Annotated in this window: 23 protein-coding genes; 20 read left to right on the forward strand and 3 right to left on the reverse strand. The window is 69.5% G+C overall.

The features are described 5' to 3' along the window. The 15 genes from nuoD to VKA86_08065 form a co-directional block, all read left to right on the forward strand. A partial coding sequence (gene nuoD, locus VKA86_07995) for an NADH dehydrogenase (quinone) subunit D (GenBank protein HKK71145.1) occupies positions 1-1210 on the forward strand: 1210 nt, incomplete at its 5' end. An 11-nt stretch (positions 1211-1221) separates the two neighbouring features. Continuing rightward, positions 1222-1686, forward strand: a complete 465-nt coding sequence (gene nuoE / locus VKA86_08000; protein HKK71146.1) for an NADH-quinone oxidoreductase subunit NuoE — start codon at positions 1222-1224, stop codon at positions 1684-1686. A gap of 26 nt (positions 1687-1712) precedes the next feature. Beyond that, positions 1713-2969 (forward strand): NADH-ubiquinone oxidoreductase-F iron-sulfur binding region domain-containing protein, encoded by a 1257-nt coding sequence (locus VKA86_08005; GenBank protein HKK71147.1) that lies wholly within the window; start codon positions 1713-1715, stop codon positions 2967-2969. 2 nt (positions 2970-2971) lie between these two features. After that, positions 2972-5686 carry an NADH-quinone oxidoreductase subunit NuoG gene (gene nuoG / locus VKA86_08010; protein HKK71148.1) on the forward strand — a complete coding sequence of 905 codons (2715 nt, stop codon included), beginning with the start codon at positions 2972-2974 and terminating at the stop codon, positions 5684-5686. Continuing rightward, positions 5683-6627 carry an NADH-quinone oxidoreductase subunit NuoH gene (gene nuoH / locus VKA86_08015; protein ID HKK71149.1) on the forward strand — a complete coding sequence of 315 codons (945 nt, stop codon included), beginning with the start codon at positions 5683-5685 and terminating at the stop codon, positions 6625-6627. Before nuoG ends, nuoH begins: the two co-directional genes overlap by 4 nt. A 22-nt stretch (positions 6628-6649) precedes the next feature. Beyond that, a complete protein-coding gene (nuoI, locus tag VKA86_08020; protein HKK71150.1) occupies positions 6650-7165 on the forward strand; it encodes an NADH-quinone oxidoreductase subunit NuoI in 516 nt (171 codons plus the stop codon). 11 nt (positions 7166-7176) lie between these two features. Further along, on the forward strand, positions 7177-7671 hold the full coding sequence (locus VKA86_08025; protein ID HKK71151.1) for an NADH-quinone oxidoreductase subunit J: 495 nt from the start codon (positions 7177-7179) through the stop codon (positions 7669-7671). Continuing rightward, positions 7668-7976, forward strand: coding sequence for an NADH-quinone oxidoreductase subunit NuoK (gene nuoK / locus VKA86_08030; protein HKK71152.1), 309 nt, complete (start codon positions 7668-7670; stop codon positions 7974-7976). Before VKA86_08025 ends, nuoK begins: the two co-directional genes overlap by 4 nt. Before the next feature lie 3 nt (positions 7977-7979). Next, positions 7980-9848, forward strand: a complete 1869-nt coding sequence (nuoL, locus tag VKA86_08035) for an NADH-quinone oxidoreductase subunit L (protein HKK71153.1) — start codon at positions 7980-7982, stop codon at positions 9846-9848. Then, entirely contained in the window at positions 9845-11314 is a 1470-nt protein-coding gene (locus VKA86_08040; protein ID HKK71154.1) for an NADH-quinone oxidoreductase subunit M, read from the forward strand. The genes nuoL and VKA86_08040 overlap by 4 nt, the downstream gene beginning before the upstream one ends. Positions 11315-11362: 48 nt before the next feature. After that, positions 11363-12796 (forward strand): NADH-quinone oxidoreductase subunit N, encoded by a 1434-nt coding sequence (locus tag VKA86_08045; GenBank protein ID HKK71155.1) that lies wholly within the window; start codon positions 11363-11365, stop codon positions 12794-12796. A gap of 368 nt (positions 12797-13164) precedes the next feature. After that, complete coding sequence (cysK, locus tag VKA86_08050; GenBank protein ID HKK71156.1) at positions 13165-14130, forward strand: cysteine synthase A; 966 nt, start codon at positions 13165-13167, stop codon at positions 14128-14130. Beyond that, on the forward strand, positions 14127-14732 hold the full coding sequence (epsC, locus tag VKA86_08055) for a serine O-acetyltransferase EpsC (GenBank protein ID HKK71157.1): 606 nt from the start codon (positions 14127-14129) through the stop codon (positions 14730-14732). Before cysK ends, epsC begins: the two co-directional genes overlap by 4 nt. Positions 14733-14759: 27 nt before the next feature. Then, positions 14760-16034 carry an NAD(P)/FAD-dependent oxidoreductase gene (locus VKA86_08060; protein ID HKK71158.1) on the forward strand — a complete coding sequence of 425 codons (1275 nt, stop codon included), beginning with the start codon at positions 14760-14762 and terminating at the stop codon, positions 16032-16034. Positions 16035-16056: 22 nt separating this feature from the next. Beyond that, the gene (locus VKA86_08065; GenBank protein HKK71159.1) at positions 16057-17181 is read left to right on the forward strand and encodes an alpha/beta hydrolase; all 1125 of its coding nucleotides are present in this window, start codon (positions 16057-16059) and stop codon (positions 17179-17181) included. Between the two features lie 37 nt (positions 17182-17218). Here VKA86_08065 and VKA86_08070 read toward each other — a convergent pair whose 3' ends face one another. Continuing rightward, positions 17219-18259, reverse strand: a complete 1041-nt coding sequence (locus VKA86_08070; GenBank protein ID HKK71160.1) for a hypothetical protein — start codon at positions 18257-18259, stop codon at positions 17219-17221. 463 nt (positions 18260-18722) lie between these two features. Here VKA86_08070 and VKA86_08075 point away from each other — a divergent pair, with 463 nt between their 5' ends. Then, a complete protein-coding gene (locus VKA86_08075) occupies positions 18723-19493 on the forward strand; it encodes a sulfotransferase (protein ID HKK71161.1) in 771 nt (256 codons plus the stop codon). On the opposite strand, the gene VKA86_08080 is transcribed toward VKA86_08075, so the two are convergent. Both VKA86_08080 and VKA86_08085 read right to left on the reverse strand, forming a co-directional pair. Beyond that, on the reverse strand, positions 19442-20812 hold the full coding sequence (locus tag VKA86_08080) for a hypothetical protein (GenBank protein ID HKK71162.1): 1371 nt from the start codon (positions 20810-20812) through the stop codon (positions 19442-19444). The genes VKA86_08075 and VKA86_08080 overlap by 52 nt on opposite strands. Positions 20813-20888: 76 nt before the next feature. Next, the gene (locus VKA86_08085; protein HKK71163.1) at positions 20889-21350 is read right to left on the reverse strand and encodes a hypothetical protein; all 462 of its coding nucleotides are present in this window, start codon (positions 21348-21350) and stop codon (positions 20889-20891) included. A gap of 230 nt (positions 21351-21580) precedes the next feature. Here VKA86_08085 and VKA86_08090 point away from each other — a divergent pair, with 230 nt between their 5' ends. The 4 genes from VKA86_08090 to VKA86_08105 all read left to right on the forward strand — a co-directional run bounded on the left by VKA86_08090 (position 21581) and on the right by VKA86_08105 (position 25287). Next, entirely contained in the window at positions 21581-23362 is a 1782-nt protein-coding gene (locus VKA86_08090) for an OPT/YSL family transporter (GenBank protein HKK71164.1), read from the forward strand. Positions 23363-23377: 15 nt separating this feature from the next. Then, entirely contained in the window at positions 23378-23926 is a 549-nt protein-coding gene (locus VKA86_08095) for a hypothetical protein (GenBank protein HKK71165.1), read from the forward strand. Between the two features lie 27 nt (positions 23927-23953). After that, on the forward strand, positions 23954-24391 hold the full coding sequence (locus VKA86_08100) for a DCC1-like thiol-disulfide oxidoreductase family protein (GenBank protein HKK71166.1): 438 nt from the start codon (positions 23954-23956) through the stop codon (positions 24389-24391). 143 nt (positions 24392-24534) lie between these two features. Then, complete coding sequence (locus VKA86_08105; protein HKK71167.1) at positions 24535-25287, forward strand: isoprenyl transferase; 753 nt, start codon at positions 24535-24537, stop codon at positions 25285-25287. The last annotated feature ends 1 nt before the right edge of the window (position 25288 follow it).

Below are 25288 nucleotides of genomic sequence, written 5' to 3' on the forward strand. Positions count from 1 at the left end.
CCTGCGCTTCGACCCGGCAGCCTGGGGCCTGCCCGACCGCGAGGACACCGAACTCCTGTTCCTCAACGTGGGTCCTCAGCACCCCGGCACGCACGGCGTGCTGCGCGTGGTGCTCCTGCTCGACGGCGAGGAGATCGTCGACGCCGTCCCCGACATCGGCTTCCACCACCGTGGGGCCGAGAAGATGGCCGAGCGTCAGACCTGGCACACCTACATCCCCTACACCGATCGCATCGACTATCTGGGCGGGGTCATGAACAACCTGCCCTACCTGTTGGCCGTCGAGCAGATGGCCGGCATCGAGGTGCCGAGCCGCGCGCAAACGATCCGCGTGATGCTGTGCGAGATCTTTCGTCTGTGCAGTCACCTGGTCTGGTACGGCACCTTCGCGCAGGACGTCGGGGCCCTGTCGCCCGTGTTCTACATGTTCACCGACCGCGAGCAGGCCCTGCGGATCGTCGAGGCGATCTGCGGCGACCGCATGCATCCCAACTGGTTCCGTATCGGCGGTGTCGCCCAGGACCTGCCCGAGGGGTGGGACGGGATGGTCACCACCTTCGTCGACACCCTCGAGGTACGCCTGCGCGAGTACGACTCGATGGTCATGGGCAACCGGATCTTCCGCGCGCGGAACGTGGGCGTGGGCGCCTACACGACCGAGGAGGCCATCGAGTGGGGAGTCACGGGACCGGGACTGCGCGCGACCGGCCTGGAGTGGGACCTGCGCAAGAAACGTCCCTACAGTGGTTACGAGCAGTTCGAGTTCGACGTGCCCACCGCGACCGCCGGCGACAACTACGCGCGGGCCGAGGTGCGGATCGAGGAGATGCGGCAGAGCCTGCGCATCCTGCGTCAGTGCGTGGCGGAGATGCCGCCCGGTCCGATCAAGGCCGACCACCGCCTGACCACACCGCCGGCGAAGGAGCGGACGATGCACGACATCGAGACGCTCATCCATCACTTCCTGTCGGTGAGCTGGGGCCCGGTGATCCCGCGCTCGGAGGCCCACGCCATGGTCGAGGCCTCGAAGGGACTGAACGGCTACTGGCTCGTGAGCGAGGGCGACGACCACGCCTACCGCTGCCGGATCCGGACGCCGTCGTTCCCGCACATGCAGATGCTCCCCGAGATCACGCGCGGGCTCATGGTGCCCGACCTGTTGGCCGTGCTCGGGAGCATCGACTTCGTGCTGGCCGACGTGGATCGCTGAGAGGGGGATGCATGCTGAGCGAAGCCGAGCGCAAGGAGATCGAGGCCGAACTGCGGATCATGCCGCGACGCGAGAGCGGGTGCGTGGAGGCCCTCCGCGCGGTGCAGCGTCATCGCGGCTGGGTCGACGACAGCGCGGTGGCCGACGTGGCCGCATTCCTGGGCATGAGCCCCGACGCCGTCGACAGCGTGGCCACGTTCTACAACCTGGTGCATCGCCGTCCCGTGGGCCGCCACGTCATCCACCTGTGCACCAGCGTCACGTGCTGGATGCTGCGCTACCCGGAGATCCAGGCGGCGATCCACCGTGAGCTCGGCATCGCACCGGGCGCGACGACCGACGACGGCCGCTTCACCCTGCTGCCGATCCAGTGCCTCGGCGACTGCGACCACGCCCCGGCGATGATGGTCGACGACGACCTGCACCACGACCTGGTCCCCGACGACGTCCCCCGCATCCTGGAGAGGTACGACTGATCGTGGAACGGCCCCTCACCGGACGCATGCACGACGACGGCCGCCCCGTCGGTTTCGACGAGTACCGCCGGGCGGGCGGCTACGAGGCGGCACGGCGCGCGCTCACCGAGATGGAGCCGTCGGCGGTGACCGAACTGGTGCAGGAGGCCGGCCTCAAGGGTCGCGGTGGGGCGGGCTTCAACACGGGCCTCAAGTGGAGCTTCGTGCCGACGGGCGACGACGCACCCCGGCCACGGTACCTGGTCTGCAACGCCGACGAGATGGAGCCGGGGACCTTCAAGGACCGACTCCTGATCGAAGGCGATCCCCACCAGTTGATCGAGGGCATGATCGTCGCGGCCCGCGCCATTGGCGCCGAGGTGGGCTACGTGTTCCTGCGCTGGGCCTACCGCAAGTGCGAACGGCGTCTGCGCGAGGCCCTGGCCGAGGCCCGCGAAGCGGGCTGGCTGGGCGAGGACCTCCAGGGATCCGGGTTCGATCTCGACATCCACGTGCACGTGAGCGCGGGCCGCTACATGAGCGGCGAGGAGACCGGACTGCTGAACGCCCTCGAGGGAGGGCGCGCGGTGCCGCGGTCCAAGCCGCCCTATCCGCAGCAGTCGGGCCTGTGGGGCAAGCCGACCGTCGTGAACAACGTCGAGACCCTGTGCAACGTGCCGCACATCGTGCGCAACGGCGCCGAGTGGTACCAGGGTCTGTCGCGGGCCGAGAGCGGAGGAACGAAGCTCTTCGGGGCCAGCGGAAGGGTCCGCCGCCCGGGTCTGTGGGAATTGCCCCTGGGGACCCCGATCCGCGAGGTGCTCGAGGAACACGCCGGCGGCATGCGCGAGGGCTACCGCTTCCGCGGCCTCCTGCCCGGGGGCGGGTCGACCGACTTCCTCGTCGACGAACACCTCGACCTGCCGCTCGACTTCGGCCCCGTCCAGGAGGCGGGCAGCCGTCTGGGCACGGGCACGATGATCGTGCTCGACGACCGCACCTGCCCGGTGGGGATGGTCCACAACCTCGAGACCTTCTTCGCCCAGGAGTCGTGTGGATGGTGCACGCCCTGTCGCGAGGGCCTGGCCTGGGTCCGCGACCTCCTCGGCGCCCTCGAGGAGGGCCACGGCCACGCCGACGATCTCGAACTCCTGTCGACCCACTGCGATTTCCTCGGGCCGGGCAACACCTTCTGCGCGCTCGCGCCGGGCGCGGCCGAACCCCTGAAGAGTGCGTTGCAGTACTTCGGCGACGACTTCCGTCGGCACGTCGACGAGCAACGCTGCCCCTGGAAGGAGGCCTGACGGTGCGGATCCACGTCGACGGGCGAGTCCACGAGGTCGAGGGCGACGGACGCAACCTGCTCGAGGTGTGCCTGTCGCTGGGATACGACCTGCCGTACTTCTGCTGGCACCCGGCGATGGACAGCGTCGGTGCGTGCCGTCAGTGCGCCGTGAAGCAGTTCCGCGACGAGGACGACACGCAGGGCCGGATCGTCATGGCCTGCATGACCGGGGTCGAGGACGACATGTACGTGTCGATCGACGACGACGAAGCGCGTCGCTTCCGGGCCCACGTGGTCGAATGGCTCATGGTGAACCATCCCCACGACTGTCCCGTGTGCGACGAGGGAGGCGAGTGCCACCTGCAGGACATGACGGTGATGACGGGCCATTCGGTGCGTCGTCATCGCTTCGCGAAGCGCACCTACGCGAACCAGGACCTCGGTCCGCTGATCCGCCACGAGATGAACCGCTGCATCCAGTGCTACCGGTGCGTGCGGTTCTATCAGGACCTGGCCGGGGGAACCGATCTGCAGGCCCTGGCCGCGCACGACCACGTGTACTTCGGGCGCCACGACGACGGCACCCTCGAGAGCGTGTTCAGCGGCAACCTGGTCGAGGTGTGTCCGACGGGCGTGTTCACCGACAAGCCGCTGGCCTCCCACTACACGCGCAAGTGGGACCTGCGCACGGCACCGTCGGTGTGTCCGCACTGCAGTCTCGGGTGCAACGTCACGCCCGGAGAGCGGCACGGGGAACTGCGGAGGATCCGCAACCGCTACCACCACGACGTCAACGGCTACTTCCTGTGCGATCGCGGACGCTACGGGTACGGCTTCGTCGATTCCGATCGTCGCGTCCGGGAAGCCCTCGCGCCGCGAGGCGAGGACACACCCGCCCAGCGACTCGACCCGGCCGACGCCGTCCGGCGTGTGGCCGGCTTCCTGGACGGCGACCGTCCGGTCGCCGGCATCGGCAGCGCACGCGCCTCGCTCGAGTCCAACCTCGCCCTGCGCCGGCTGGTCGGCGGGGAACGCTTCCACGCCGGGACCGAGGACGTGTTGCACGCCTGCGCCCGCCGAGCGGTCGAACTCCTGCGGGGACCGGTCCGTGCCGCATCGCTGGCCGATCAACGCGAGGCCGACGCGGTGCTCGTGCTGGGTGAGGATCTCGTGAACACGGCACCGTTGTCGGCACTGTCGCTCCGGCGCGCGGCCGAGCGACGTCCGCGCGAGGAGGCGATCGCCAGCGGCATCCCGGTCTGGCACGACGCCGCGCTGCGCGAGCAGATGCAGGACCGGCACGGTCCCTTCCATCAGCTGACCCCCTTCGGCAACGAACTCGACGCGATCGCGACCACCGCCCGCCACGCGCCCCCGCTGCAGCTGGCGCGATTGGGCTTCGCGGTGGCCCATGCGCTCGACGACGACGAACCCGCGGTCGACGGTCTCACGGACGACGAGCGGAGTCTCGTCGGGACGATCGCCGACGACCTGGTCGCGGCCGAGAACCCCGTCGTGGTGTCGGGTGCGTCCTGCGCCGAGCCGGCGGTCCAGGAAGCAGCGGCGCGCATCGCCTACGCGCTGGGGCGTCGCCACGAACGGCCCGCGGGTCTGTCCCTCGTCCAGCCCGAGGCCGACTCCGTCGGACTGGCCCTGACCGGCGCGAAGCCGCTGGCTGCTCTGCTCGACTCGATGGAGGCCGGCGAGGTCGGCACCCTGATCGTGCTCGAGAGCGATCTGGGTCGTCATGTCCCGGCGGATCGGTTGCGGCGTGCGCTCGAAGGACTCGACCACCTCGTGGTGGTCGATCACACCGCCCACGGCACAGGCCTGCGCGCCGACGTGGTGTTGCCCGCCGCCACCTGGGCCGAGAGCACGGGGACCTTCGTGTCGAGCGAAGGGCGGGCCCAGCGCTTCGTCCAGGTGTTCCCGCCCGCCGGAACGACCCGCGCGAGCTGGCGCTGGTTCGCCGACGTCGGCCGCGGACTCGGCCGCGGCGACCTCGACTTCACCGCCGTCGACGACGTCCTCGAGGCCGCCGGAGACCTTCCGCACGCGGAGGAACTGCACGACCTGGGTGCGCCGGTCCCGGCCGACGAGCGCGTCCCACGGGCCCTGCACCGCTACAGCGGACGCACGGCGCTCGCCGCCGATCGCGACGTGCGCGAGTTCCCGCCCCCGGCGGACCCGGACGCGCCCCGGAGCTTCAGCATGGAGGGCTTCGCCCCCGACGCTCCGGCCGCCGCCACCCCCGAGGTCTGGTCGCCGGGATGGAACTCGGTGCAGGCGCTCAATCGCTTCCAGGAGGAGGTCGGTGGACCGCTGCGCGGCGGTGAGACCGGCCGTCGGATCCTGCGCCCCGACGACGGCGGCACGCCCGACCCGATCCGGATTCCCGACGCCTCGAACGACGAGGACTCGACCGCGGGACTCATCGTGTTGCGTCGTTGGCGCCTGTTCGGCTCGGAGGAGCTCAGTGCCGGGTCCGCGCCGATCGAGGACCGTGCCGACGTCCCGACCCTGGACCTGGCCTCGTCCGATGCCGAGCGCCGCGGGATCGAAGAGGGGACCGAGGTCGAGTTCGGGATCGATGGTGCGCGTTCCACGCTGCGGGCGCGGATCGATCCCACGTTGCCGACCGGAACCGTCGCCCTGCCGGTGCACGCGCCGGACCTTCCGCCACCGGCCGCCTGGCCCGCGCGCCTGCGCATCGGCCCGGGAGGTGAGGGCTCGTGAACTGGCTGGCGCTCCTGCTGAACATCGTGGGCGTGCTGGTGGCCGTCCTGATCGTGGCCGCCGGGCTGATCTACGTCGAACGACGGCTGCTGGCCCTGTGGCAGGACCGTCACGGGCCGAACCGCGCCGGACCCTTCGGGCTCCTGCAGGTGCCCGCCGACATGATCAAGATCTTCTTCAAGGAGGACTGGATCCCGCCCTTCGCCGACAAGGTCGTCTTCGTCCTGGCGCCGGGGATCGTGATCGGCGCGGTGCTGCTCACCTTCGCCGTGGTGCCCTTCTCGCCGTCGGTGGGCGTGGTCGACCTCGACGTCGGTCTGCTGTTCTTCCTGGGCATGTCGGCCCTGGCCGCCTGGAGCGTGGTGCTCGGCGGTTGGGCTTCGAACAGCGGTTACTCGCTGCTCGGGGCACTGCGGTCGTCGGCCCAGGTGCTGAGCTACGAGGTCTTCATGGGCCTGTCGCTGATGGGCACGGTGGTGCTGACGGGCTCGTTCTCGCTGCGCGACATCGTGGCCGCACAGAGCGACCTGTGGTTCGTGGTTCCGCAGTTCGCGGGATTCCTGGTGTTCCTCGTGGCGGGACTGGCCGAGACCCACCGTCTTCCCTTCGACCTGCCCGAGGCCGAGAGCGAACTCGTCGCCGGTTACCACGCCGAGTACTCGGGCATGAAGTTCGGCATGTTCTTCGTGGGTGAGTACCTGGGCATCGTGCTCGTGTCCTCGTTGATCACGGTGCTCTTCTTCGGCGGGTGGCACGGTCCCTGGTTGCCTCCGCTGCTCTGGTTCCTGCTCAAGACCAGCGTCTTCATCGCCTTCTTCGTGCTCATGCGTGCGTCGCTGCCGCGGCCGCGTTTCGACCAGCTCATGGGATTCGGATGGAAGGTCGTGCTTCCCCTGGCCCTGCTGAACCTCGTCGTGACCGGACTGGTGGTGGTGACGTGAACGTCCCGAGGGAGGATCTGCGATGTTGAGTCTGCTCCGGACGACCTGGCGCGTGTTCCTGCACGCCTTCCGCCGTCGGGAGACGGTGCTCTACCCCGAGGAGTTGCCGGCCCTGCCGCCGCGCTGGCGCGGGCGGATCATCCTGTCGCGCGACCCCGACGGCGAGGAGCGTTGCGTGGCCTGCTACCTGTGCGCGGTGGCGTGCCCCGTCGACTGCATCTCGTTGCAGGCGCGCGAGCGCGACGACGGCCGACGGCTGCCCGACTTCTTCCGGATCAACTTCTCGCGCTGCATCTTCTGCGGCTACTGCGAGGAAGCGTGCCCGACCTACGCCATCCAGCTGACACCGGACTTCGAGATGGCCGAGTACGATCGCCAGGAGCTGGTCTACGAGAAGGACGACCTGACCATCGACGGTCAGGGCAAGTATCCCGGTTACCACTTCTGGAAGGTGGCCGGCGTGGAGATCGAGGGGAAGGCCAAGGGCGAGGCCGAGCGCGAGCGACCGCCCGTCGACGTCCGCGACCTGATGCCCTAGGAGGTGCCCGCATGCAGATCCTGTTCTGGCTCGCCGGCGCGGTGTCGGTGTGTGCAGCGGCGATCGCGCTGACCCGGCGCAGTGCCGTGCACGCCCTGCTGTGGGCGGTCGCGTCGATCCTGTCGGTGGCGGTGGTGTTCGTCGCGCTGGGTGCTCCCTACGTGGCCGCGCTCGAGGTGATCGTCTACGCGGGAGCGATCCTCGTGGTCTTCGTGTTCGTCGTCATGCTGCTCAGCCTGGGGCGCGACGACACCTTCGGTCCCGACGCGCGCTGGGTGGCGCCCGGCACGCTGGTCCTCCTGCTCGCCGTCGCCCTGTGGGTGTCGCAGCGGCAGGCGACCGGGGTGGCCGAGGCCGTGGGCCCACGCGAGGTCGCGCGCACCCTGGTCGGGCCCTATCTGATCGGCGTCGAGCTGGCGTCGCTGTTGTTGCTGGCCGGTCTGATCGGTGCCTGGCACCTGGGCCGCCGCCGACCGCGGCGCGAGAGCGAGGAGGAGGAGTCGTGAGCGCCGTGCCGTTGTCGTCGGCCCTCTTCGTCGCGGCGCTGCTCTTCGCGGTGGGGCTCGTCGGTCTGCTCGTGCGTCGCAACGTGGTCTTCATGCTGCTGTCCGTCGAGTTCATGCTGAACGCCGCAGGCATCGCCCTCGTGGCGGCCGGCGCGCGCTGGGGGCAGCCCGACGGTCAGGTCGTCTTTCTCTTCGTGCTGGCCATGGCCGCGGCCGAGGTCGCGGTCGGACTCGCGCTGGTGTTGCGCCTTGCCGATCGTTTCGGATCGGTCGACGCCGATCGCGCCGATCGACTGCGGGGTTGAGCCATGGACGTCCTGTTGACGCTCGTCATCGCGCTCCCCCTGGTCTCGGCGGTCGTGCTGGCCCTGCTCGGCGACCGGCTTCCGGCACGGGTCGTCTCGGCCTGCGGCGTGGGCAGCGTGGGAGGCGCGGCGGTCCTGGCGACCGTCCTCGCGGCGCACGCGCACGCCGGCGGTGGCGTGGTCGCCCGTCTGTGGACGTGGATCGAAGCGCCCGGGCTGGTCACCGAGATCGGGTTGCGTCTCGACCCCCTCGCCGCGGTCCTGAGCCTGGTCGTGGGCTGGGTCGGCCTGGCGATCCACGTCTACTCGACGGCCTTCATGGCCGGCGATCGCGGCTACGCCCGCTTCTTCGCCAGCATGAACCTGTTCGTGGCGTCGATGCTGGTGCTGGTCACCGCCGATGACCTCTTGCTGCTGTACCTGGGGTGGGAGGGAGTCGGTCTGTGCAGCTTCCTGCTGATCGGCTTCTGGTACACCGATCCCGACACCGTGGCCGCCGCGCGCAAGGCCTTCGTGGTGACCCGGATCGGCGACGCGGCCATGGCGCTGGGCCTGTTCCTGATCGCCGCCGAGCTGAACACCCTTCACCTTCCGACCATCGTGCAGCGCGCGCCGGTGGAGTGGACGGCGCAGGGCGCGGTGCCGATCGCGGTGGCCGCGCTGTTGCTGGCCGGAGCGGTCGGCAAGAGTGCGCAGCTTCCCTTGCAGGTGTGGTTGCCGGACGCCATGGCCGGGCCGACACCGGTCTCGGCGCTGATCCACGCGGCGACCATGGTCACCGCCGGGGTGTTCCTGCTGGCGCGGCTCCACGTCCTGCTCGAACTGGCTCCGGTTGTGCAGAGTGTGGTGGCGGTGATCGGCGTGGCGACCCTGCTGCTGGCCGCCTGCAGTGCGATGGTCCAGCGCGACCTCAAGCGCGTGCTCGCGTGGTCGACGATCTCGCAACTCGGATACATGTTCCTGGCCCTCGGGGTGGGCGCCTGGACCGGCGCCGTGTTCCACCTGGTCACCCACGCCTTCTTCAAGGCCCTGCTCTTCCTCGCCGCCGGCGTCGTGATCCTGCGCCTGCACCACGAGCACGACGTCACGCGGATGGGCGGACTGTGGCGTCGCCTGCCGGTGACCTTCTGGACCTTCGTGGTGGGGGGAGCGGCGCTGGCCGGCGTGCCGCTGGTGACGGCCGGCTTCTACAGCAAGGAAGCGATCCTGACCGCCGCCTTCGAGCAGCCCGGTGCGGGGCCGTGGCTGTGGACGGCCGGCCTGTTGGGCGCCCTGCTCACGGCGGCCTACGTGACGCGGCTGATCGTCCTGGTGTTCTTCGGTGATCGGCAGACCGAGATCGAGGGGAGGACGCCGGTGTCGATGCGCGTGCCCCTGGTCGTGCTGGCCGTCGGCGCGGTGGTGACCGGCTTCCTGCAGACGCCGCACGTGCTCGGCGGTGTCGGCCTCTTCGGTCGCTACCTCGCGCCCAGCCTGGGCGCCGCCCACCAGAGCCACCTGTCCCAGCTGGCCGAGATCGGGCTGGTGGTGGCCGCGTCGGTGGCCTCGCTGGCGGGGATCGCGCTCGGCGTGGCCCGCTTCCGTGAGCGGCGCGCGACCGGCTCGTGGGGCCTCCCCACAGGCCTCGAGGCGTTCTGGTCCGACGGCTGGCGCTTCGACGACCTCTACCACGTGACCTTCGTGCGTCCCTGGCGCGGTTCGGTGCGCGCCCTGCGCGCGGAGTGGATCGACCTCGCCTTCACGGGGACGGGGGCGGGCGTGTCGGCCCTGCACCGTGTGCTGCGACGCAGCCAGACCGGCCGGGTGCGGTGGTACGCGGCCGGCCTGGTCGTCGGAGCCCTCGTGCTGATGCTGCTGGGAGGTGCGCCGTGATCCTTCCCGCCCTCGTCCTGATCCCCCTCGTGGGGGGCACGCTGGCCTGGCTCGCGGGCCGACGCCGGCCCGTGGCGGCGCGCTGGGTCGCACTCGTGACCGTGCTCGCGGACCTCGCGTTGGCACTCACGCTCTTCGGGCGCGTCGACGCTCCGGTGAGGACCGCTCCGGTGGGTGGCCCGTGGATCGCGCACGCGCAGTGGGACTGGATCCCCCAGATCGGCGCGAGTCTGCAGTTCGGGATCGACGGCCTGTCGCTCTGGCTGGTGGTGCTGACGCTCGTGCTCGGCGCGCTCGGTGTGCTCGTCTCGTGGCGCGAGATCGAAGAGCGCGTGGGTCTGTTCCACTTCCACCTGACGGCCACCCTGGCGGGGATCGTGGGCGTGTTCGTGGCCCTGGACCTGCTGCTGTTCTACGTGTTCTGGGAGCTGATGCTGATCCCCATGGTCTTCCTGATCGGTCTCTGGGGTCACGAACGGCGGATCGCGGCCGCGGTGAAGTTCTTCCTGTTCACGCAGGCGGGTGGACTGCTGTTGCTGGTGGCGATCCTGTCGCTCGTCCAGGCACACGTGGCGACCGGAGCCGCGCGCAGCTTCGATCTCTTCGCCCTGGTGGGCACGCCAATGGGAGCCACCGAGGTGTGGATCGCCCTGGGCTTCGTGGTGGCCTTCGCGGTCAAGCTGCCGGCGGTGCCCCTGCACACCTGGTTGCCCGACGCGCACACCGAGGCGCCCACCGCCGGCAGTCTGGTCCTGGCCGGACTGCTGTTGAAGACGGGTGCGTACGGCATGCTGCGCTTCGTCCTGCCCCTCTTCCCCGGCGCGGTGGAGACCCTGGCTCCCGCGCTGATGACCCTGGGCGTGGTGGGCATCCTGTACGGAGCCGTGCTCGCCTTCGGTCAGACCGACCTGAAGCGGCTGGTGGCCTACACCAGTGTCAGCCACCTGGGCTTCGTGCTGCTCGGGATCTTCAGCGGTGACGTCTGGGGGTTGCGCGGGGCGGTCCTGCAGATGATCTGCCACGGCCTGAGCACGGGAGCGCTGTTCGCGGTCGTCGGGCAGTTGCAGGAGCGACTGCACACGCGTGCGATCGATCGTGTGGCCGGACTGCAGGCACGGGCGCCGCGCCTGGCCGGGTGGAGCCTGCTCTTCGTGATGGCCTCGTTGGGTCTTCCCGGCCTGGGGAACTTCGTGGCCGAGTTCCTGGTGCTCGCCGGGAGCTTCCGCAGTTCGGTGGTCCTGACGGCGATCGCGGTCAGCGGACTGGTCATGGCCACGCTCTACTCGCTGCGCGTGCTGCAGCGCGTGTTCCACGGCCCCGAGTCCCTGCCCGCTCCCGTGGCGGATCTCGACGCACGCGAGGTGACCGTGCTCGCGGTGATGGCCGTGGGTCTGGTGTGGTTGGGTCTGTATCCGATGCCGGTGCTGGAGGGGGTCGCGCCCTTCCTCGACGGCCTCGTTCGCTGATCGGCGGCGGGGTCGCACACGACCGGTCCGACCGGTCGGGAGGAGACCATGGATCGCAACGATCTCGTCGCCGTCTCGCCGCTCGTGGTCCTGGCCGTGACCGCGGTGCTGTTGCTGGTGCTCGCGGCCGTCCGACGCCACCGCGGAGTGGCGCTGGGTCTGGCCGCTCTCGGTCCGGTGGTGTCCCTGGCGACGATCCCGGCCGCGCTGGAGCTGGCGCCGCGCACGGTGACGCCGCTGCTGCGGGTCGATCCCCTGGGGCTCGCCGGGATCGCGCTGCTGACGTTCGGGGGACTGGCCGTGGTGGCGATGTCGGTCTCGTGGCTGCGATCCGTCGACGAGCCCGCCGAGGAGTACCTTTCGCTCGTGCTGCTCGCGACCACCGGTGCGGCCGTCCTGGCCGTGGCGCGTCACCTCGTGACGATCTTCCTGGGGATCGAGGTGCTGGGGGTGGCGTTGTACGGGCTGATCGCCTATGCGCGGCGCCGCGACGCCGGGCTCGAGGCCGCGTTGAAGTACCTGATCCTGGCCGGAGCGTCGTCGGCGTTCCTGCTGTTCGGCGTGGCCCTGCTGTACGCGGCGGGCGGACGTCTCGATCTGCCCGGCGTGGTTCAGACCCTGGCGACTGCGGAGGGGACCATGACCCTGCCCGCCGCGGGATTGGCGATGTTGCTCACCGGGCTCGGCTTCAAGCTCGCCCTGGTGCCCTTCCACCTATGGACGCCCGATGTCTACGAGGGGGCGCCGGCGCCCGTGGCGGCGTTGGTGGCCAGCGTGTCGAAGGGGGGCGTGGCGTTGGCCCTGCTGCGACTGATGGGGGCCGGGACGGACGGGGCGCCGGTCGCGATGACGGTGACGCTGGGGGTGCTCGCCGCGGCCTCGATGCTCTCCGGCAACCTGCTGGCGCTGCGGCAGGACCGCCTGGAGCGTCTGCTCGCGTACTCCTCGATCGCCCACCTGGGGTATCTCACGGTCGCGCTGCTCGGCAGCGGCGACGAGGCCGCCCGTGCGGGAACCGTGTACGTGGTCACCTACGTGGTCACGATCCTCGCCGCGTTCGGGTTGGTCGGGGTGATCGGGGACGGGAGCGCGGGAACCCCCGTCGATCGGTGCCGCGGCCTGTTGTGGCGACGTCCCTGGGTGGGCACCGGTCTGCTGATCGTCATGCTCTCGCTGGCCGGGATGCCACTCACGGCGGGTTTCACCGGCAAGGTGTTCGCGCTCGACTCCGCGGTCGGCGCCACGCGGTGGACGCTCGCCCTGCTGCTGGTCGCGACCAGCGTGATCGGACTGTTCTACTACCTGCGAGTGGTCGTCGCGTTGTTCGCGCGTTCGGAAGAAACGCCGTCGGTGGGCGTCGCCGCCGTCGCGTGGCCCACGCGCATCGCGCTCGTGGCCCTGGTGGCCATCGTGGTGTGGTTCGGAGCCTGGCCGTCTCCTCTGCTCGAGACCCTGCGACGCGCGGTCGACGCCCTGGGTTGAGATGCGTCGGACGGTCGTGGTCGAGGCTTGCCGATCCGCGTCGCAGGTCCTACCGTGAACGCATCGAGCCCCCCTTCGGAGTCGAGCCATGGATCACCACTCCGCCCCCCGTTGCGCCTGTTGCCGTTGCGTGTGTCACGCCGCGGTCGCGGGCCCGTGCGGGGTGGAACGGCGACTCGGACACTGATCCGAGCCCGACTCCCGACGCACCGAGAGCCCGCGGCCGCCGCCGCGGGCTTCGTCGTCTCCGGATTCCACGCCGCCGCGCGTGGAGAACGATCTCCGACACGACACGGCCCGCGGTCGCCGCCGCCTTCGTCCCCCGTGAACGTGAACGCGCCCCACCGGGGCCCGGACCGGAGGTCACCATGACCCGTATTGCATCCGACGTCACCGCGGCCGTGGGCCGCACGCCGCTCGTCGCCCTCGACCGTTTCGCCGCCGACCTGCCCGGTCGCGTCCTGGGCAAGGCCGAGTTCTGCAACCCCCTGTCGAGCGTGAAGGACCGCATCGCCGTGGCGATGGTCGACGCTGCCGAACACGACGGCCGCCTGGGTCCCGGGGGAACCATCGTCGAGCCGACGAGCGGCAACACCGGGATCGCCCTGGCCTTCGTGGCCGCGGCGCGCGGCTACCGTCTCGTGCTCACCATGCCCGACACCATGAGCGTGGAACGCCGCCGGCTGTTGCGCGCCCTCGGTGCGGAGCTGCACCTCACGCCCGGTCCGCTCGGCATGAACGGCGCCGTGGCCCGCGCGCACGAGCTGCTCGAACGGAACCCCGACGCGGTGCTGCTGCAGCAGTTCGAGAACGCCGCGAATCCGGACGTCCATCGGCGCACCACGGCCGAAGAGATCTGGGAGGACACCGGCGGTCGTGTCGATGCACTGGTGGCCGGTGTGGGCACCGGCGGCACGATCACCGGGGTCGGGCAGGTGATCCGCGAACGGCGCGACGACTTCGTCGCCATCGCGGTCGAGCCGGAGGACTCGCCCGTCCTGTCGGGCGGCGATCCCGGCCCGCACAAGATCCAGGGGATCGGCGCGGGCTTCGTGCCAGGGATCCTCGACCGCGAAGGGATCGACGAAGTGATCCGCGTGTCGACCGACGACGCCTTCGCCGCCGCGCGCGAGCTGGCGAGGACCGAAGGGATCCTCACCGGCATCAGCGGCGGTGCGAACGTCTTCGCCGCGCGCGAGGTCGCCCGGCGCGACGACATGAAGGACAAGTGGATCGTCACGATCCTCTGCGACACGGGCGAGCGCTACCTGTCCACGCCGTTGTGGCCGGCCGAGGACTCCGACGAGGCCGACCCGGTGGAGGCGCGGTCGTGAGACGGTGGCTGGACCGCATGACGGAGGACCTGCGGGCGATCCGCGAACGCGACCCGGCCGCGCGCACCTGGGTCGAGGCCGTAGTGTGCATGCCGGGCATGCACGCGCTGTGGGCGCATCGCGTGTGGTATCCGGTGTACGTGGCCGGCGAGGCCCTGTGCGCCCGGGGCCTGGGTGCGATCGGACACGCCCTGCGCGTGTCCGCACGCCTGGGCGCGCACCTCACGCGGATGCTGACCGGGGTGGAGATCCACCCCGGCGCCCGCGTGGGCCGTCGCGTGGTGATCGACCACGGTGGCGGCGTGGTGATCGGCGAGACCGCCGAGATCGGCGACGACTGCACGCTGTACCAGGGCGTGACGCTGGGCGGCGTGGCCCGCGCGGCCGTGAAGCGACACCCGACGCTGGAGCCGGGCGTGATGGTGGGCGGCAACGCGGTGATCCTCGGTCCGGTCACGATCGGCGCCCGGGCCCGGATCGGTGCCGCGGCCACCGTGATCGACGACGTGCCCGCGGGCACGACCATGGTCGGTCGCCCGGCCCGGGCACGGCCGTCGCGACCGCGGGTCGTGGAGGAGCCGCGGCGCGCCGCCAACGAGTGATCCTCTTTCCCCCGAACGGAATCCACCATGTCCGACCGACCGCGTGTGGTGATCCTCGGTGCCGGCTTCGCCGGACTCAACGCCGCCAAGGCGCTGAAGTCCGCGCCGGTGGACGTGACGATCATCGACAAGCGCAATTTCCATCTTTTCCAGCCGCTGCTCTACCAGGTGGCGACGGCTGCGCTCAATCCGGCGGACATCGCCCAGCCCATCCGCGGAATCTTCCGCAAGCAGGAGAACGTGCGCAGCATCCTGTGGGCCGAGGCCGAGTCGATCGACCTGCAGGCGAAGGCCGTGGTGCTCGACGACGGCCAGCGCGTTCCCTACGACCACCTGGTGGTCGCCACCGGCGCGACGCACTCCTACTTCGGCAACGACCAGTGGCAGGACACGGCGCCGGGGCTGAAGTCGGTGGAGGACGCGCTGCTGATCCGCCGCCGGGTGCTCGCCGCCTTCGAACGCGCCGAGCGCGATCGCGAGCACGCCGAGGAGGAGCTGACCTTCGTGGTGGTGGGGGCGGGGCCCACCGGTGTGGAGCTGGCCGGTGCGATGGTCGAGATCGCCGTGCACGCCCTCGCCCGCGAGTTCGACCACATCGATCCGTCGACGGCGCGCGTGGTGCTGGTCGAGGGACTCGACTCGGTCCTCAACGCCTACCCCGAAGACCTGAAGGAGAGCGCGAAGCACCAGCTCGAGGATCTTGGGGTGGAGGTGATCCTGGGCAACCTGGTGACCGAGGTCGACGAGCGCGGGGTCAGGCTGAGCGACGGAACGCGCATCGACGCGCGGACCGTGCTGTGGGCGGCGGGGGTGAAGGCCTCCGAACTCGGGGGTCGACTCGGCGTGGAGACCGACAAGGCCGGTCGTGTGCGCGTCGAACCCGACCTGTCGCTGCCCGGTCACCCGGAGGTGTTCGTGGCCGGCGACCTGGCCGCGATCGAGGTCGACGGCGAACCCGTCCCCGGGCTCGCGCCGGCGGCGATCCAGGGGGGCAAGCACGCCGCACGTCAGATCGTCGCCGGCGTCGAGGGCCGCGAGCGCGCGCCCTTCCGCTACGTCGATCGGGGCACGCTGGCGACCATCGGCCGCGCCCGCGCGGTGGCCGACATGAAGAAATTCCGCTTTTCCGGCTTCTTCGCGTGGCTGGCCTGGCTGGTGATCCACGTGTTCTTCCTGATCGGATTCCGCAACCGCGTGTTCGTGATCCTGCAGTGGGCGTGGAACTACTTGAGCTTCCGGCGCGGCGCGCGGATCATCACCGAGGTCGAGCCCGAGGTGGGGCCGCACGTCGAGAACCGGTGATCCGTGTGTCAGGAGTCCGTGCATGCCGAAGCGTACCGTCCACTTCGTCACGAACCGCGCGCCGAAGGGGCGCGGGAAGCGCATCACCGGGTTCGGGACCCGCTTCGGCGACGGCGACGCCGAGGATCTGCGCTTCGGCCGCATCACCGTCGACGTCCCGGCCACGACGCTGAAGCGGTTCCGCGTCGACGCCGACGCCGAGGACCCGGCCGACGCATTGCGCGACGCCTTCGGCCGCAAGATCGCCCGCGCACGCCTGAAGGTGTTCGAGGAGTCGATCCTCGACGACGTCGGCACCGAGTTCGAGGCCGGCGCCGAGGTCGTCTACGGCTCGATCGCGTTGTTCGAGGAACTGCGCACGGCCATGACCGCCGGCCGCGACGTGGTCGTCTACGTCCACGGCTACGACACGAGCTTCCGCGACGCCGTGGCCGACGCGCTCACCCTGCAGGAGCGCTTGGCCGCGCCCGACGTCAAGGCCGACTCCACGCGTCCCGATCCCGCCGTCGTGCTCTTCACCTGGCCGTCGGACGGTCGCAAGACCCCGTGGATCAGCTACCGCAGTGATCGTGTCGACGCCTCGGCGTCGGGCTACGCGCTCGGCCGCGCCATGCTGAAGGTGCGCGACTACCTGATGACCCTGCCCGGCGACGACCGCTGCGAGCGCGGCATCGACCTGCTGTGCCATTCCATGGGCAACTTCGTCCTGCAGAACGCGATCGAGCGTGTCTCGATGTACTCGCCCGGTACGCGCCTGCCGCGTCTGTTCGATCAGATCTTCATGGTGGCCGCCGACGTCGACGACACCGTCTTCCGTGACGGCCATCCCCTGGCCGCGCTGCCCGACACCTGCGACCGCGTCCACGTCTACTTCAACGAGCGCGACACCGCGCTGCGGATCTCCGACGCGACCAAGGCGAATCCCGAGCGTCTCGGTGCGGGCGGAGCATCGCACCCCGGTGAGCTGCACCAGAAGATCCAGCAGGTCGACTGTGCGCCGTGGGCCTTCGAGGCGGACGGCCTGGCCGGACACGGCTACCACACCGCACGTCGGTTGCTGCGCGACGTGCGGGTGTGGATCGACGGCGAACTCGAGGAGCCGGGACTGCGACGGCCCGCGCCGAAGCGGGGTGCGTGGAGGATCTGAACGCGCGGATCGACCTCCCGGGACTTCCGGGGCCGGTTCACCGACTCTGGACGGTGAGCCCCTGCTGGATGCCGGCTTCGTCGAATTCCGCGGCGGCGATTCCGTTCTCGAACACCCGCTCGTAGCGGACACCGCCGTTCTCCAGCCGTTCCCGCGTCGCCTCACCGATCGGGGCGCCCAGGTCCATGTCGAGATCCTCGCGCCCGAAGAACTCGCGCCACTGGCCGAGACGCCAGACATAGGGCAGGCCGGTGAGGAGGCTGGCCACACGGCGGAACTCCACGTCACCGGCGCGGCGGCCCGTCTCGGCGTCGAGAATGCTCCACACACGTCCTCGCCGCGGCGTCAGTCGGTCCTGGGCGTGGTCGAACGCCATCTCCAGGCCCTCGAGATCGGTGTAGCCCCAGGGCGTGCGGGGGAAGTGCTGATAGAGGATTCCCGCCATCAACGACGCCGCTTCCTCGTCGCGGATGCCCAGGGCACCGTTGGCGACGTTGATGAACCCCTCTCCGAAACGGTCCTGGAACTCCCGCATGAGTTCCTTCTGCCACGCGGTCCAGAGTCGACGGTCGTCGTCGTCCTCGGTGGATCCGATCCCGTCGCCGTCGAGGTCCACGTCCGCGGTCGTTCCCTCGACGGAACCGTCGGGATAGAGCCACGGCGACGGCGACATGTAGTCGTGCATGATACCGTCGATCGCCGTCGGATAGTCCTGTGCATGGCGAGCGATGATGTCGACGTACTCGCGCAGGAGATCGCGGTCGAGATCCCCGGAGCCATCGGTGGGGTCGATCATCTGATTCGTCTCCCACATCATGGCTGGTTCGCCGCTCATCTGGTAGAGGAGGTGGGGGCTGAGCAGGTCGTACATCTCGGCGGCCATCGGGTATTCCGGGCGGAGGTCGGCGCGGTTCCATGCATCATGGCGTCCGAGCACCTGCTGGACGCCGAGAACGATGATGTCGGGATTGCGCGACCGGAGCTGCGCCACGAAGTCCGCTCCTTCCGGAGTGAACACCTTCTTCAGTCCGAGGATGACGACGTCGAAGCTGGAGATCTCGTCGACATGGAGGCTCACGAACTCCGGATCCCGGATGTTGTCGGTCCGGTCGTGGTAGGCCTGCGTCGGATACTGGAAGCCTGCGGGCTCGGTGGTCGGGGTCTGGGGCGCGGGAACGACGCCCTTCTCGGGTGATTCGGGACGGGTCGAACACGCACTTTGCGAAGTCAGTACGAGGATCGATGCCAGAATCGCAGCCAGCCCGGAAGTGGATCGTGTAGGTTGCGTCATGGGACTGCCTCTCGAGGAAACGATGCGGCACGACTCGATCCGGTGATCAGCGACCGGAGCAGGATGCGCTCGCAGTCGGTATAGATGGCACGAAGTGTTCCGTGTCGACGCAACGCCCCGTGTTGGCCGCAGCGGAGCTCCTGCGCTATGATCGTGGCTCGATCCTCGAGTCCCCGGAGCAACCGTGCGATTCCGATGGCCCCGCAACGCCGAGGAGTGGGACGAACGCCGTGCTCGGTGGGCGAAGGTCGTGCGACGTCTCCGACGTCCTGCTGACGACTCCCGCTGCCTCTTCGTCTGTGGTCAGCAGCGGTCGGGAACCACCATGATGATGCGGGTCCTGCAGATCCATCCCGACACCGAAGTCTTCCACGAGCTGGTCGACTCGCCGGCGTTCCGGAGTTACTGCCTGCGCGACCTGGAGACACTCGATCGCCTGGTCGCGCGCAGCCGGGCCCGACTGGTCTGCTTCAAGCCGTTGATGGACAGCCACCGAGCCGGGGAGCTGCTCGCACACTTTCCCGAGAGTCGCGTGCTCTGGATGCTGCGACACTACACCGACGTCGCCAACTCGACCCTGCGTCGCTTCGCCGATCCCAACGTGAATCTGCGGCGGATCCTCGAGGGCAGGTCGGGCGGAGAAGGCCTGCGGCGGGAAATCTCGAGCCAGAGCCTCGACATTCTGGGGGAAGTCCACCGGCCGGACCTGAGCGAGTTCGATCTCGCCTGCCTCCGTTGGTGGACGCGCAATCGCATCGTGCTCGAACAGCGTCTCGACGAACACCCTCGCTTCCGGCTGCAGGCCTACGAGGATCTCGTCCAGGCGGGGCGGCCCGCCGTCGAGGACGTCCTCGCCTGGGCGGGTCTCGAAGCCACGCCCCGCGCCACGCGGCACGTGCATGCCCGCTCGGTGCGCAAGGAACCGGCTCCCGACCTGGATCCGGCGGTCCGCGAACTCTGCGACGGACTTCACCGCGAGCTCGTGTCCCGCACCTTCGAGCGCAGGGCCGACCCCGCCTGATCCAGCGCGAACGCTGCCATGATCCCCAGCAGGGGCGCAGCCTGGACGAAGAAGCGTGGATTGAAGCCCACGATGCCCAGCGCCAGGACGTAGTAGACCAGGAACAGTGCGAGGACGACGTGGGCCCGGTGCGATCGCCACGAGAGCACGATTCCCGCGATCCCCACCACGAAGAGCAACGCCGAGAGAACGGGCACGAGCGGCACCATCCACGTCAGGCCCTGTGATCCTTCCCACCGATCTCCGGCAACGCTCCCACCGAAGAACGAGTGGCGTATCGAGAACCAGTAGTTGCGTGCGATCCGCTTCAACGTGCCGAGGGGGGATGCCTCGGTCAGATGTTCGACCACACGCTCGCGTGAGAGTCTCTCGCGTGTGATCGGATCGGCAGCGGATCGCCGATACAGATCGAACACGCTCTCGAGTTCCGGGTTCCGTGCCTGGGGGGGAGGCAGAATCCCTGCCTCGACGTTGATCCACGTGTTCGTGGAGAGGACGAACGCGCCGTGCTCGTGGTGATTGCGGAGCAACTGGGGACCGGTGACCAGGGCGAAGGGAACCACGGCGGCCGCCGCGATGCTCACCAGGCGCAATCGATCGTTCCCGCGACACAGCACGAGCAGCGCCGGGATCAGCACCACCATGAATCCCGGCGTCACCCCCTTGATCAATGCGGCGACACCGAGCAGGGCCGACGCGAGAGCCAGCCATGCCACCCCTTCGTCTCGCGCGAATCGCACCAACAGGGCCATGGCCGAGAGCAACACGACCGCGTGCAACCATTCGGGCCACAAGGTCTGCACGTAGAAGAGCAGGCGGGGATTGAGCGTGGTGGCAGCGAGGGCGACGGTCGCTGCCGGTGGCGAGAGACCCAGTTGCAGAGCGATCAGGTAGACCAGCAGACCGCTGACCAGCATGCCGACGGCGTTGGCGAGGCTGACCCGTCGCACGAAGCTCTCGGGTGTGGCCAACTCCATTCCGTGGCGGTCGTGGGGCAGTCGCGGCGCGGAGGGGGCGAGGTCCGCGGGCGTCACCATCATCCCGTAGAGGGCGAAGGTGAGCGGCGGCCACCAGTACAGGGGCATGTTCCCGGGCAGGAGCGTGGGCAGGGACGGGTCGAGCGGCTCCGAGGCGACGGCCAGACGGAAATACGTGGGCTCGTCGCCGGCCGTCTCCCGGACCGGATGCTCGGTCAGGAAGGCGACGACACAGAGTGTCGCCACCAGGAACACGGCGATCGCGGGCCCGTGTCGGCGTGCGGTCGCCCACAGGGAGGTGTCGTTCGTGCGCACCCGGATGGACCCACCCGTCTTCGGCATCGATGGACGTGCTCCGCGAACGTACCGGGACCCGCGGCGGGATCGATCCACCCGCGGACGGCGGCACCGGTCGAGGCTAGAACCGCGCCTTCACCACACCCCAGCTCTCCCCGTCGACGTCCACGATCGTCCGCCCACTGAGGAAGGCGAGGTCCTCGGCCGCCTCGGTCATCGGCCGCGTCCGGCGGCAGACGCTGGTCGACCACCGGGATTCACCGCCACGCCCCGAAGTGTCGGCCGCGTACACCAGATACGCCACGCCGATCTGGAAGGGGTACCCACACAGCGCCTCGCTGGCGAAGGTCCAGACCACCACGCTGCGGGTCTGCACGCCCTTCCACGAGCGCGTCACGATCAGGTCGACCTCGCGCTCGGTGCCGGCCACCCGCACGGCCTGCACGGTGGCCTCGAACACGGCGTCGGAGGAGTCGAAGGCGGGCTCGGGATCGAGCGGATCGCCGCAGGTGCAGGCGATCGCTTCGGGGCTGGTAACCAAGAGCAGGAGAAGGGCGCCGGGCAGGAGGATCACAGTTCGCATGGCACTGTCCTTTCGGTGGGTCGACCCCGCGGCACCGGCGACGCCGACGTCGGGACGCTACCACGACTCGCGGCCGGTGCGCCAGACGGCCCGGTGGAGAGGGCCGGACGGGGGTCGATTCCGAATGTCTCGTCCTTGTCGACCTCCGAAGGCTCGGGGTAGACTCCGGCGTCTTTCGCCTTCCGACCGCGCGGTCCGGCGCGCGGCCACCTGCGCTTCCTGGAGTTCCCATGGCATCGGTCGACACCTCTCCGCACGGCCCGGTCCGGCGCGGACCCTACCCCGAGCTGACCTGGCCCGCCATCCTGGTCGGCTACGTGCTCGGAGCCCTGATCGCGATCTCGATCGGCTACGCCGCGCTCAAGCTCGGTTTCAGCATCGAAGGCTCGGAGCTGGCCGCGATCCTGGGCTGGGCGATCCTGCGCGGCGCGCTGCGGCGCACGAGCATCATCGAGAACAACATCAACCAGACGGTGGCCTCGGCGGTGAACGGAGCCTCGGCGGGGCTCATGTTCACGGTCCCGGCCATGTTCATCCTGGGCGAGACGGGTGCCTATCCGGGGATCACCGACTTCAGTCGCGTGGTCCTGGTGCTGTCGGCCATCGTGGGCGGCGTCGTGGGGCTGGCCTTCGTGATCCCGCTGCGAAAGCAGATGATCGACTTCAACCGTCTGGCCTATCCGGGCGGGATCGCGGTCGCCACCATCCTCAAGTCACCGGGCGCGGGCATGCGCAAGGCGATGCTGCTGATCGGTGGAGCGCTCGTCTCGGGCTTCGTGCACTTCCTGGTCCTGGAGTTCGCCGAAGTGGTGCCGCACGTCCAGGGTGAGAACTTCCTCCTGGGTGAGATGGTCGGCGCGCCCGACATGGCGAACCTCGTGTTCTACCTGTCACTGCTCACGGTGGGCGTGGGCTTCCTGTCGGGCCGCGGTGGGTTGGTGTTCGGCCTGGGCGGCTTCATGTGCTACTGGCTGCTCGGTCCGTTGCTGTTGGTGTTCGGACAGACCAGCGGGCCCGAGTCGATCCAGTCGGTGATCGACGGCGGCGCCAGTGCCTTCCGGCTCGAACTGTTCCGTCCCACGGGCATCGGCATCCTGATCGGGGCCGCCGTCGGGGGGATCGTGGCGGCCTTCCCCTTGATCCGCAGCGCGATCGACTCGATGCGCAAGTCGCAGAAGGCCGGCGGGGCCGCCGCGGCCGACGAGTTGCCGATCAAGGTCCTGTACGTGGCGATCGGTGCCGGGCTCGTCGCTCTGGTCGTGTTGGCCTTCGTCTCGGCCGAGGGCATGACCCTGCTGCGGGCGCTGGGCATGGGCGTGCTCGGGTGTCTGTGGATCTGGGTCGCCGGTGTGATCGTCTCGGAGTGCCTGGGCCGGACCAACTGGAGTCCCTTGTCGGGAATGACGTTGATCGCGGTCACCATCCTCATGGTGATCGCCACCGGCATGGCCGACACACAGATGATGATCGCGGCCATGATCGTGGGCGTGGCGATCTGCGTGGCGATCGCCCAGGCGGGCGACATGATGCTCGACCTGAAGTCGGGCTACCTGGTGGGCGCGGCGCCGGCCAAGCAGCAGGCGGCGCAGTTCCTGGGCACCTGGCTCGGACCGATCCTCATCATGGGTCTGGTGCTGGTGCTGCACGGTGCCTACGGCATGGGCAGCGAGCAGCTCCCCGCACCGCAGGGTGCGGCTCTCGCGAGTGTGATGGAAGGCATCGCCGGCGGCGACGTGCCGGCCTTCCGCTACGGGGCCGGCGCGATCCTGGGTGCGACCCTGGCCTTCAGTGGACTGGGCGGAATCGGCGTGATGATCGGCCTGGGTTTCTACATGCCCTTCAACATCGTGCTCACCTACACCATCGGGAACTTCGTGCGGATGGGTGTGGAAGAGCGCTACGGCCGTGCATGGGTGGAGAACACCGGAATCCCGATCGCGGCGGGACTCATCGTGGGCGAGGCGCTGGTCGGCGTGGGCAACGCGCTGATCATCGTCGGGCGTTCGCTGTAGGAAAGGACACCGATCATGCGCAAGACCGGAATCGCCCTCATGTGGATCGGCTTCCTGGCCGCGGCCTTCTACTCGATGCGGATGTTGGGCACCGTGGAATGGGTTCCCTACACCGTCTTCGCGGCCATCGCCGCAACGGGGGTGGTGCTGATCCGCCGCACCGACGCCGCCGGCGCCACCGACGTGGTGAAGGTCACCGAAGACCTCGCCACGCTCGAGAGCCGACTGGCCACGGCGAACGAACGCCTGACGCACCTGTTGGACCGCCGCGAGAGCGTGGACGTCTACGAGGTGCGCCACGAGGTCGACGAGCACCTGGCCGACCCGCTCGAGGAGTTCGCCGACGCCCGCGAATCGATGATCCACGGCCTGGGCATGGACGAGTACGCCTCGATCATGGACCACTTCGCACGCGGCGAGCGCTTCGTGCACCGGGCCTGGTCGGCCTCGGCCGACGGCTACATCGACGAGGTGTGGAAGTCGCTGGATCTCGCATCGGAGAACCTGCGGCTGGCCGACGACGAGCTGCGCCAGGCCATGGACGCCACGCGGGCCCGCGCCTAGCGGAGGGCACGGCCGTACGACTAGGGTGTGCAGGCGACCCTCCCCCGGTCCGCCATGCGCCCGCTGCTGCTGATCGACGGCACCTGCAACCTGTGCAACGGCTCGGTGTGCTTCGTGGTCGACCACGAGCGGGAACCGGCCCTGGACTTCGCCTCGCTGCAGTCCGACGTGGCCCGGCAGCGTCTCGAGCCCTACGGTCTCGATGCGGACGACCTCGGCTCGCTGGTCCTGATCGACGACGACGGCGCGCATCTGCGCTCCGAGGCGGTACTGCGAGTAGCCGGATATCTCCGGGCTCCCTGGTCGTGGGCACGGTGGTTGCGATGGGTCGTCCCGCGGCCGTTCCGGGACTCCCTGTACGGCATCGTGGCGCGTTTCCGGCATCGGGTTTTCGGCCGTCGACCCGCCTGCGGGGCCCCGCGGTCGGATCTCGAGCCGCGTTTCCTCGACGATCAGGGCGACTGAGGACGCGGGAACGACGACCGGCAGCGAATTCTTGCAATCCGGGGACATCGGCCGGATTCTGCCGTATCATTCCCGCCGGTACGCCCGGCGATCGCCAGCGCCCGCCGTATCCGGCCCTCTCGTCCCCGTGTTCCCGAGAGCCCATGTCGACCTCCATCTCCGGCCAGCACCGACTCGAGAGCGAGATCATCGCCCACGGCGAGCTCCCGCGGCACGTGGCGGTCATCATGGACGGCAACGGCCGCTGGGCGCAGCGCCGCGGCATGCCACGGATCGCCGGCCACCGCGCCGGGCGTCACGCGGTGCGCGAGACGGTGCGCACGTGTGCGCAGCTGGGGATCGAGGCGCTCACCCTCTACACCTTCAGTCGCGAGAACTGGAAGCGACCGAGCTACGAGGTGAAGGCCCTGTGGCGCTTCCTCGAGGAAGTGCTGCGGACCGAGTTCCTGGAGCTGTCGGAGAACAACGTCCGGTTGATCGCCAGCGGTGACCTTCCGCGCATTCCCGACAGCACGCGCCGCGCGCTCGAGAAGGCGCAGGAGGACCTGTCGTCGAACTCGGGCATGATCCTGAACCTCGCGCTCAGCTACGGCGGTCGTGACGAGATCGTCCGGGCCGCGCGGCGCTTCGCCGAGGACGTACGCGAGGGCCGTATGAGTCCCGAGGAGATGACCGAGAGTCTCTTCCAGACCTATCTCTTCGCTCCGGAGCTGCCCGATCCCGATCTCCTGATCCGTACCAGTGGCGAGATGCGTCTGAGCAACTTCCTGCTGTGGCAGGCGGCTTACTCCGAGATCGTGGTCACCGACGTCCTGTGGCCGGACTTCCGCAAGGACGAGCTCTACGCCGCGATCGCCGAGTACCAGAAACGCAGCCGTCGGTTCGGGGGCGTCTGAT

It is taken from the genome of Candidatus Krumholzibacteriia bacterium, assembly GCA_035268685.1.
In the GTDB taxonomy this organism is placed as follows: domain Bacteria; phylum Krumholzibacteriota; class Krumholzibacteriia; order JAJRXK01; family JAJRXK01; genus JAJRXK01.

Excerpts from the sequence above, each read along its gene's own strand:
- nuoE (HKK71146.1), top strand. The coding sequence starts at position 1,222 with ATGCTGAGCGAAGCCGAGCGCAAGGAGATCGAGGCCGAACTGCGGATC.
- VKA86_08005 (HKK71147.1), top strand. The coding sequence starts at position 1,713 with ATGCACGACGACGGCCGCCCCGTCGGTTTCGACGAGTACCGCCGGGCG.
- nuoI (HKK71150.1), top strand. The coding sequence starts at position 6,650 with ATGTTGAGTCTGCTCCGGACGACCTGGCGCGTGTTCCTGCACGCCTTC.
- VKA86_08025 (HKK71151.1), top strand. The coding sequence starts at position 7,177 with ATGCAGATCCTGTTCTGGCTCGCCGGCGCGGTGTCGGTGTGTGCAGCG.
- nuoL (HKK71153.1), top strand. The coding sequence starts at position 7,980 with ATGGACGTCCTGTTGACGCTCGTCATCGCGCTCCCCCTGGTCTCGGCG.
- VKA86_08045 (HKK71155.1), top strand. The coding sequence starts at position 11,363 with ATGGATCGCAACGATCTCGTCGCCGTCTCGCCGCTCGTGGTCCTGGCC.
- cysK (HKK71156.1), top strand. The coding sequence starts at position 13,165 with ATGACCCGTATTGCATCCGACGTCACCGCGGCCGTGGGCCGCACGCCG.
- VKA86_08060 (HKK71158.1), top strand. The coding sequence starts at position 14,760 with ATGTCCGACCGACCGCGTGTGGTGATCCTCGGTGCCGGCTTCGCCGGA.
- VKA86_08065 (HKK71159.1), top strand. The coding sequence starts at position 16,057 with ATGCCGAAGCGTACCGTCCACTTCGTCACGAACCGCGCGCCGAAGGGG.
- VKA86_08080 (HKK71162.1), bottom strand. The coding sequence starts at position 20,812 with ATGCCGAAGACGGGTGGGTCCATCCGGGTGCGCACGAACGACACCTCC.
- VKA86_08085 (HKK71163.1), bottom strand. The coding sequence starts at position 21,350 with ATGCGAACTGTGATCCTCCTGCCCGGCGCCCTTCTCCTGCTCTTGGTT.
- VKA86_08090 (HKK71164.1), top strand. The coding sequence starts at position 21,581 with ATGGCATCGGTCGACACCTCTCCGCACGGCCCGGTCCGGCGCGGACCC.
- VKA86_08095 (HKK71165.1), top strand. The coding sequence starts at position 23,378 with ATGCGCAAGACCGGAATCGCCCTCATGTGGATCGGCTTCCTGGCCGCG.
- VKA86_08105 (HKK71167.1), top strand. The coding sequence starts at position 24,535 with ATGTCGACCTCCATCTCCGGCCAGCACCGACTCGAGAGCGAGATCATC.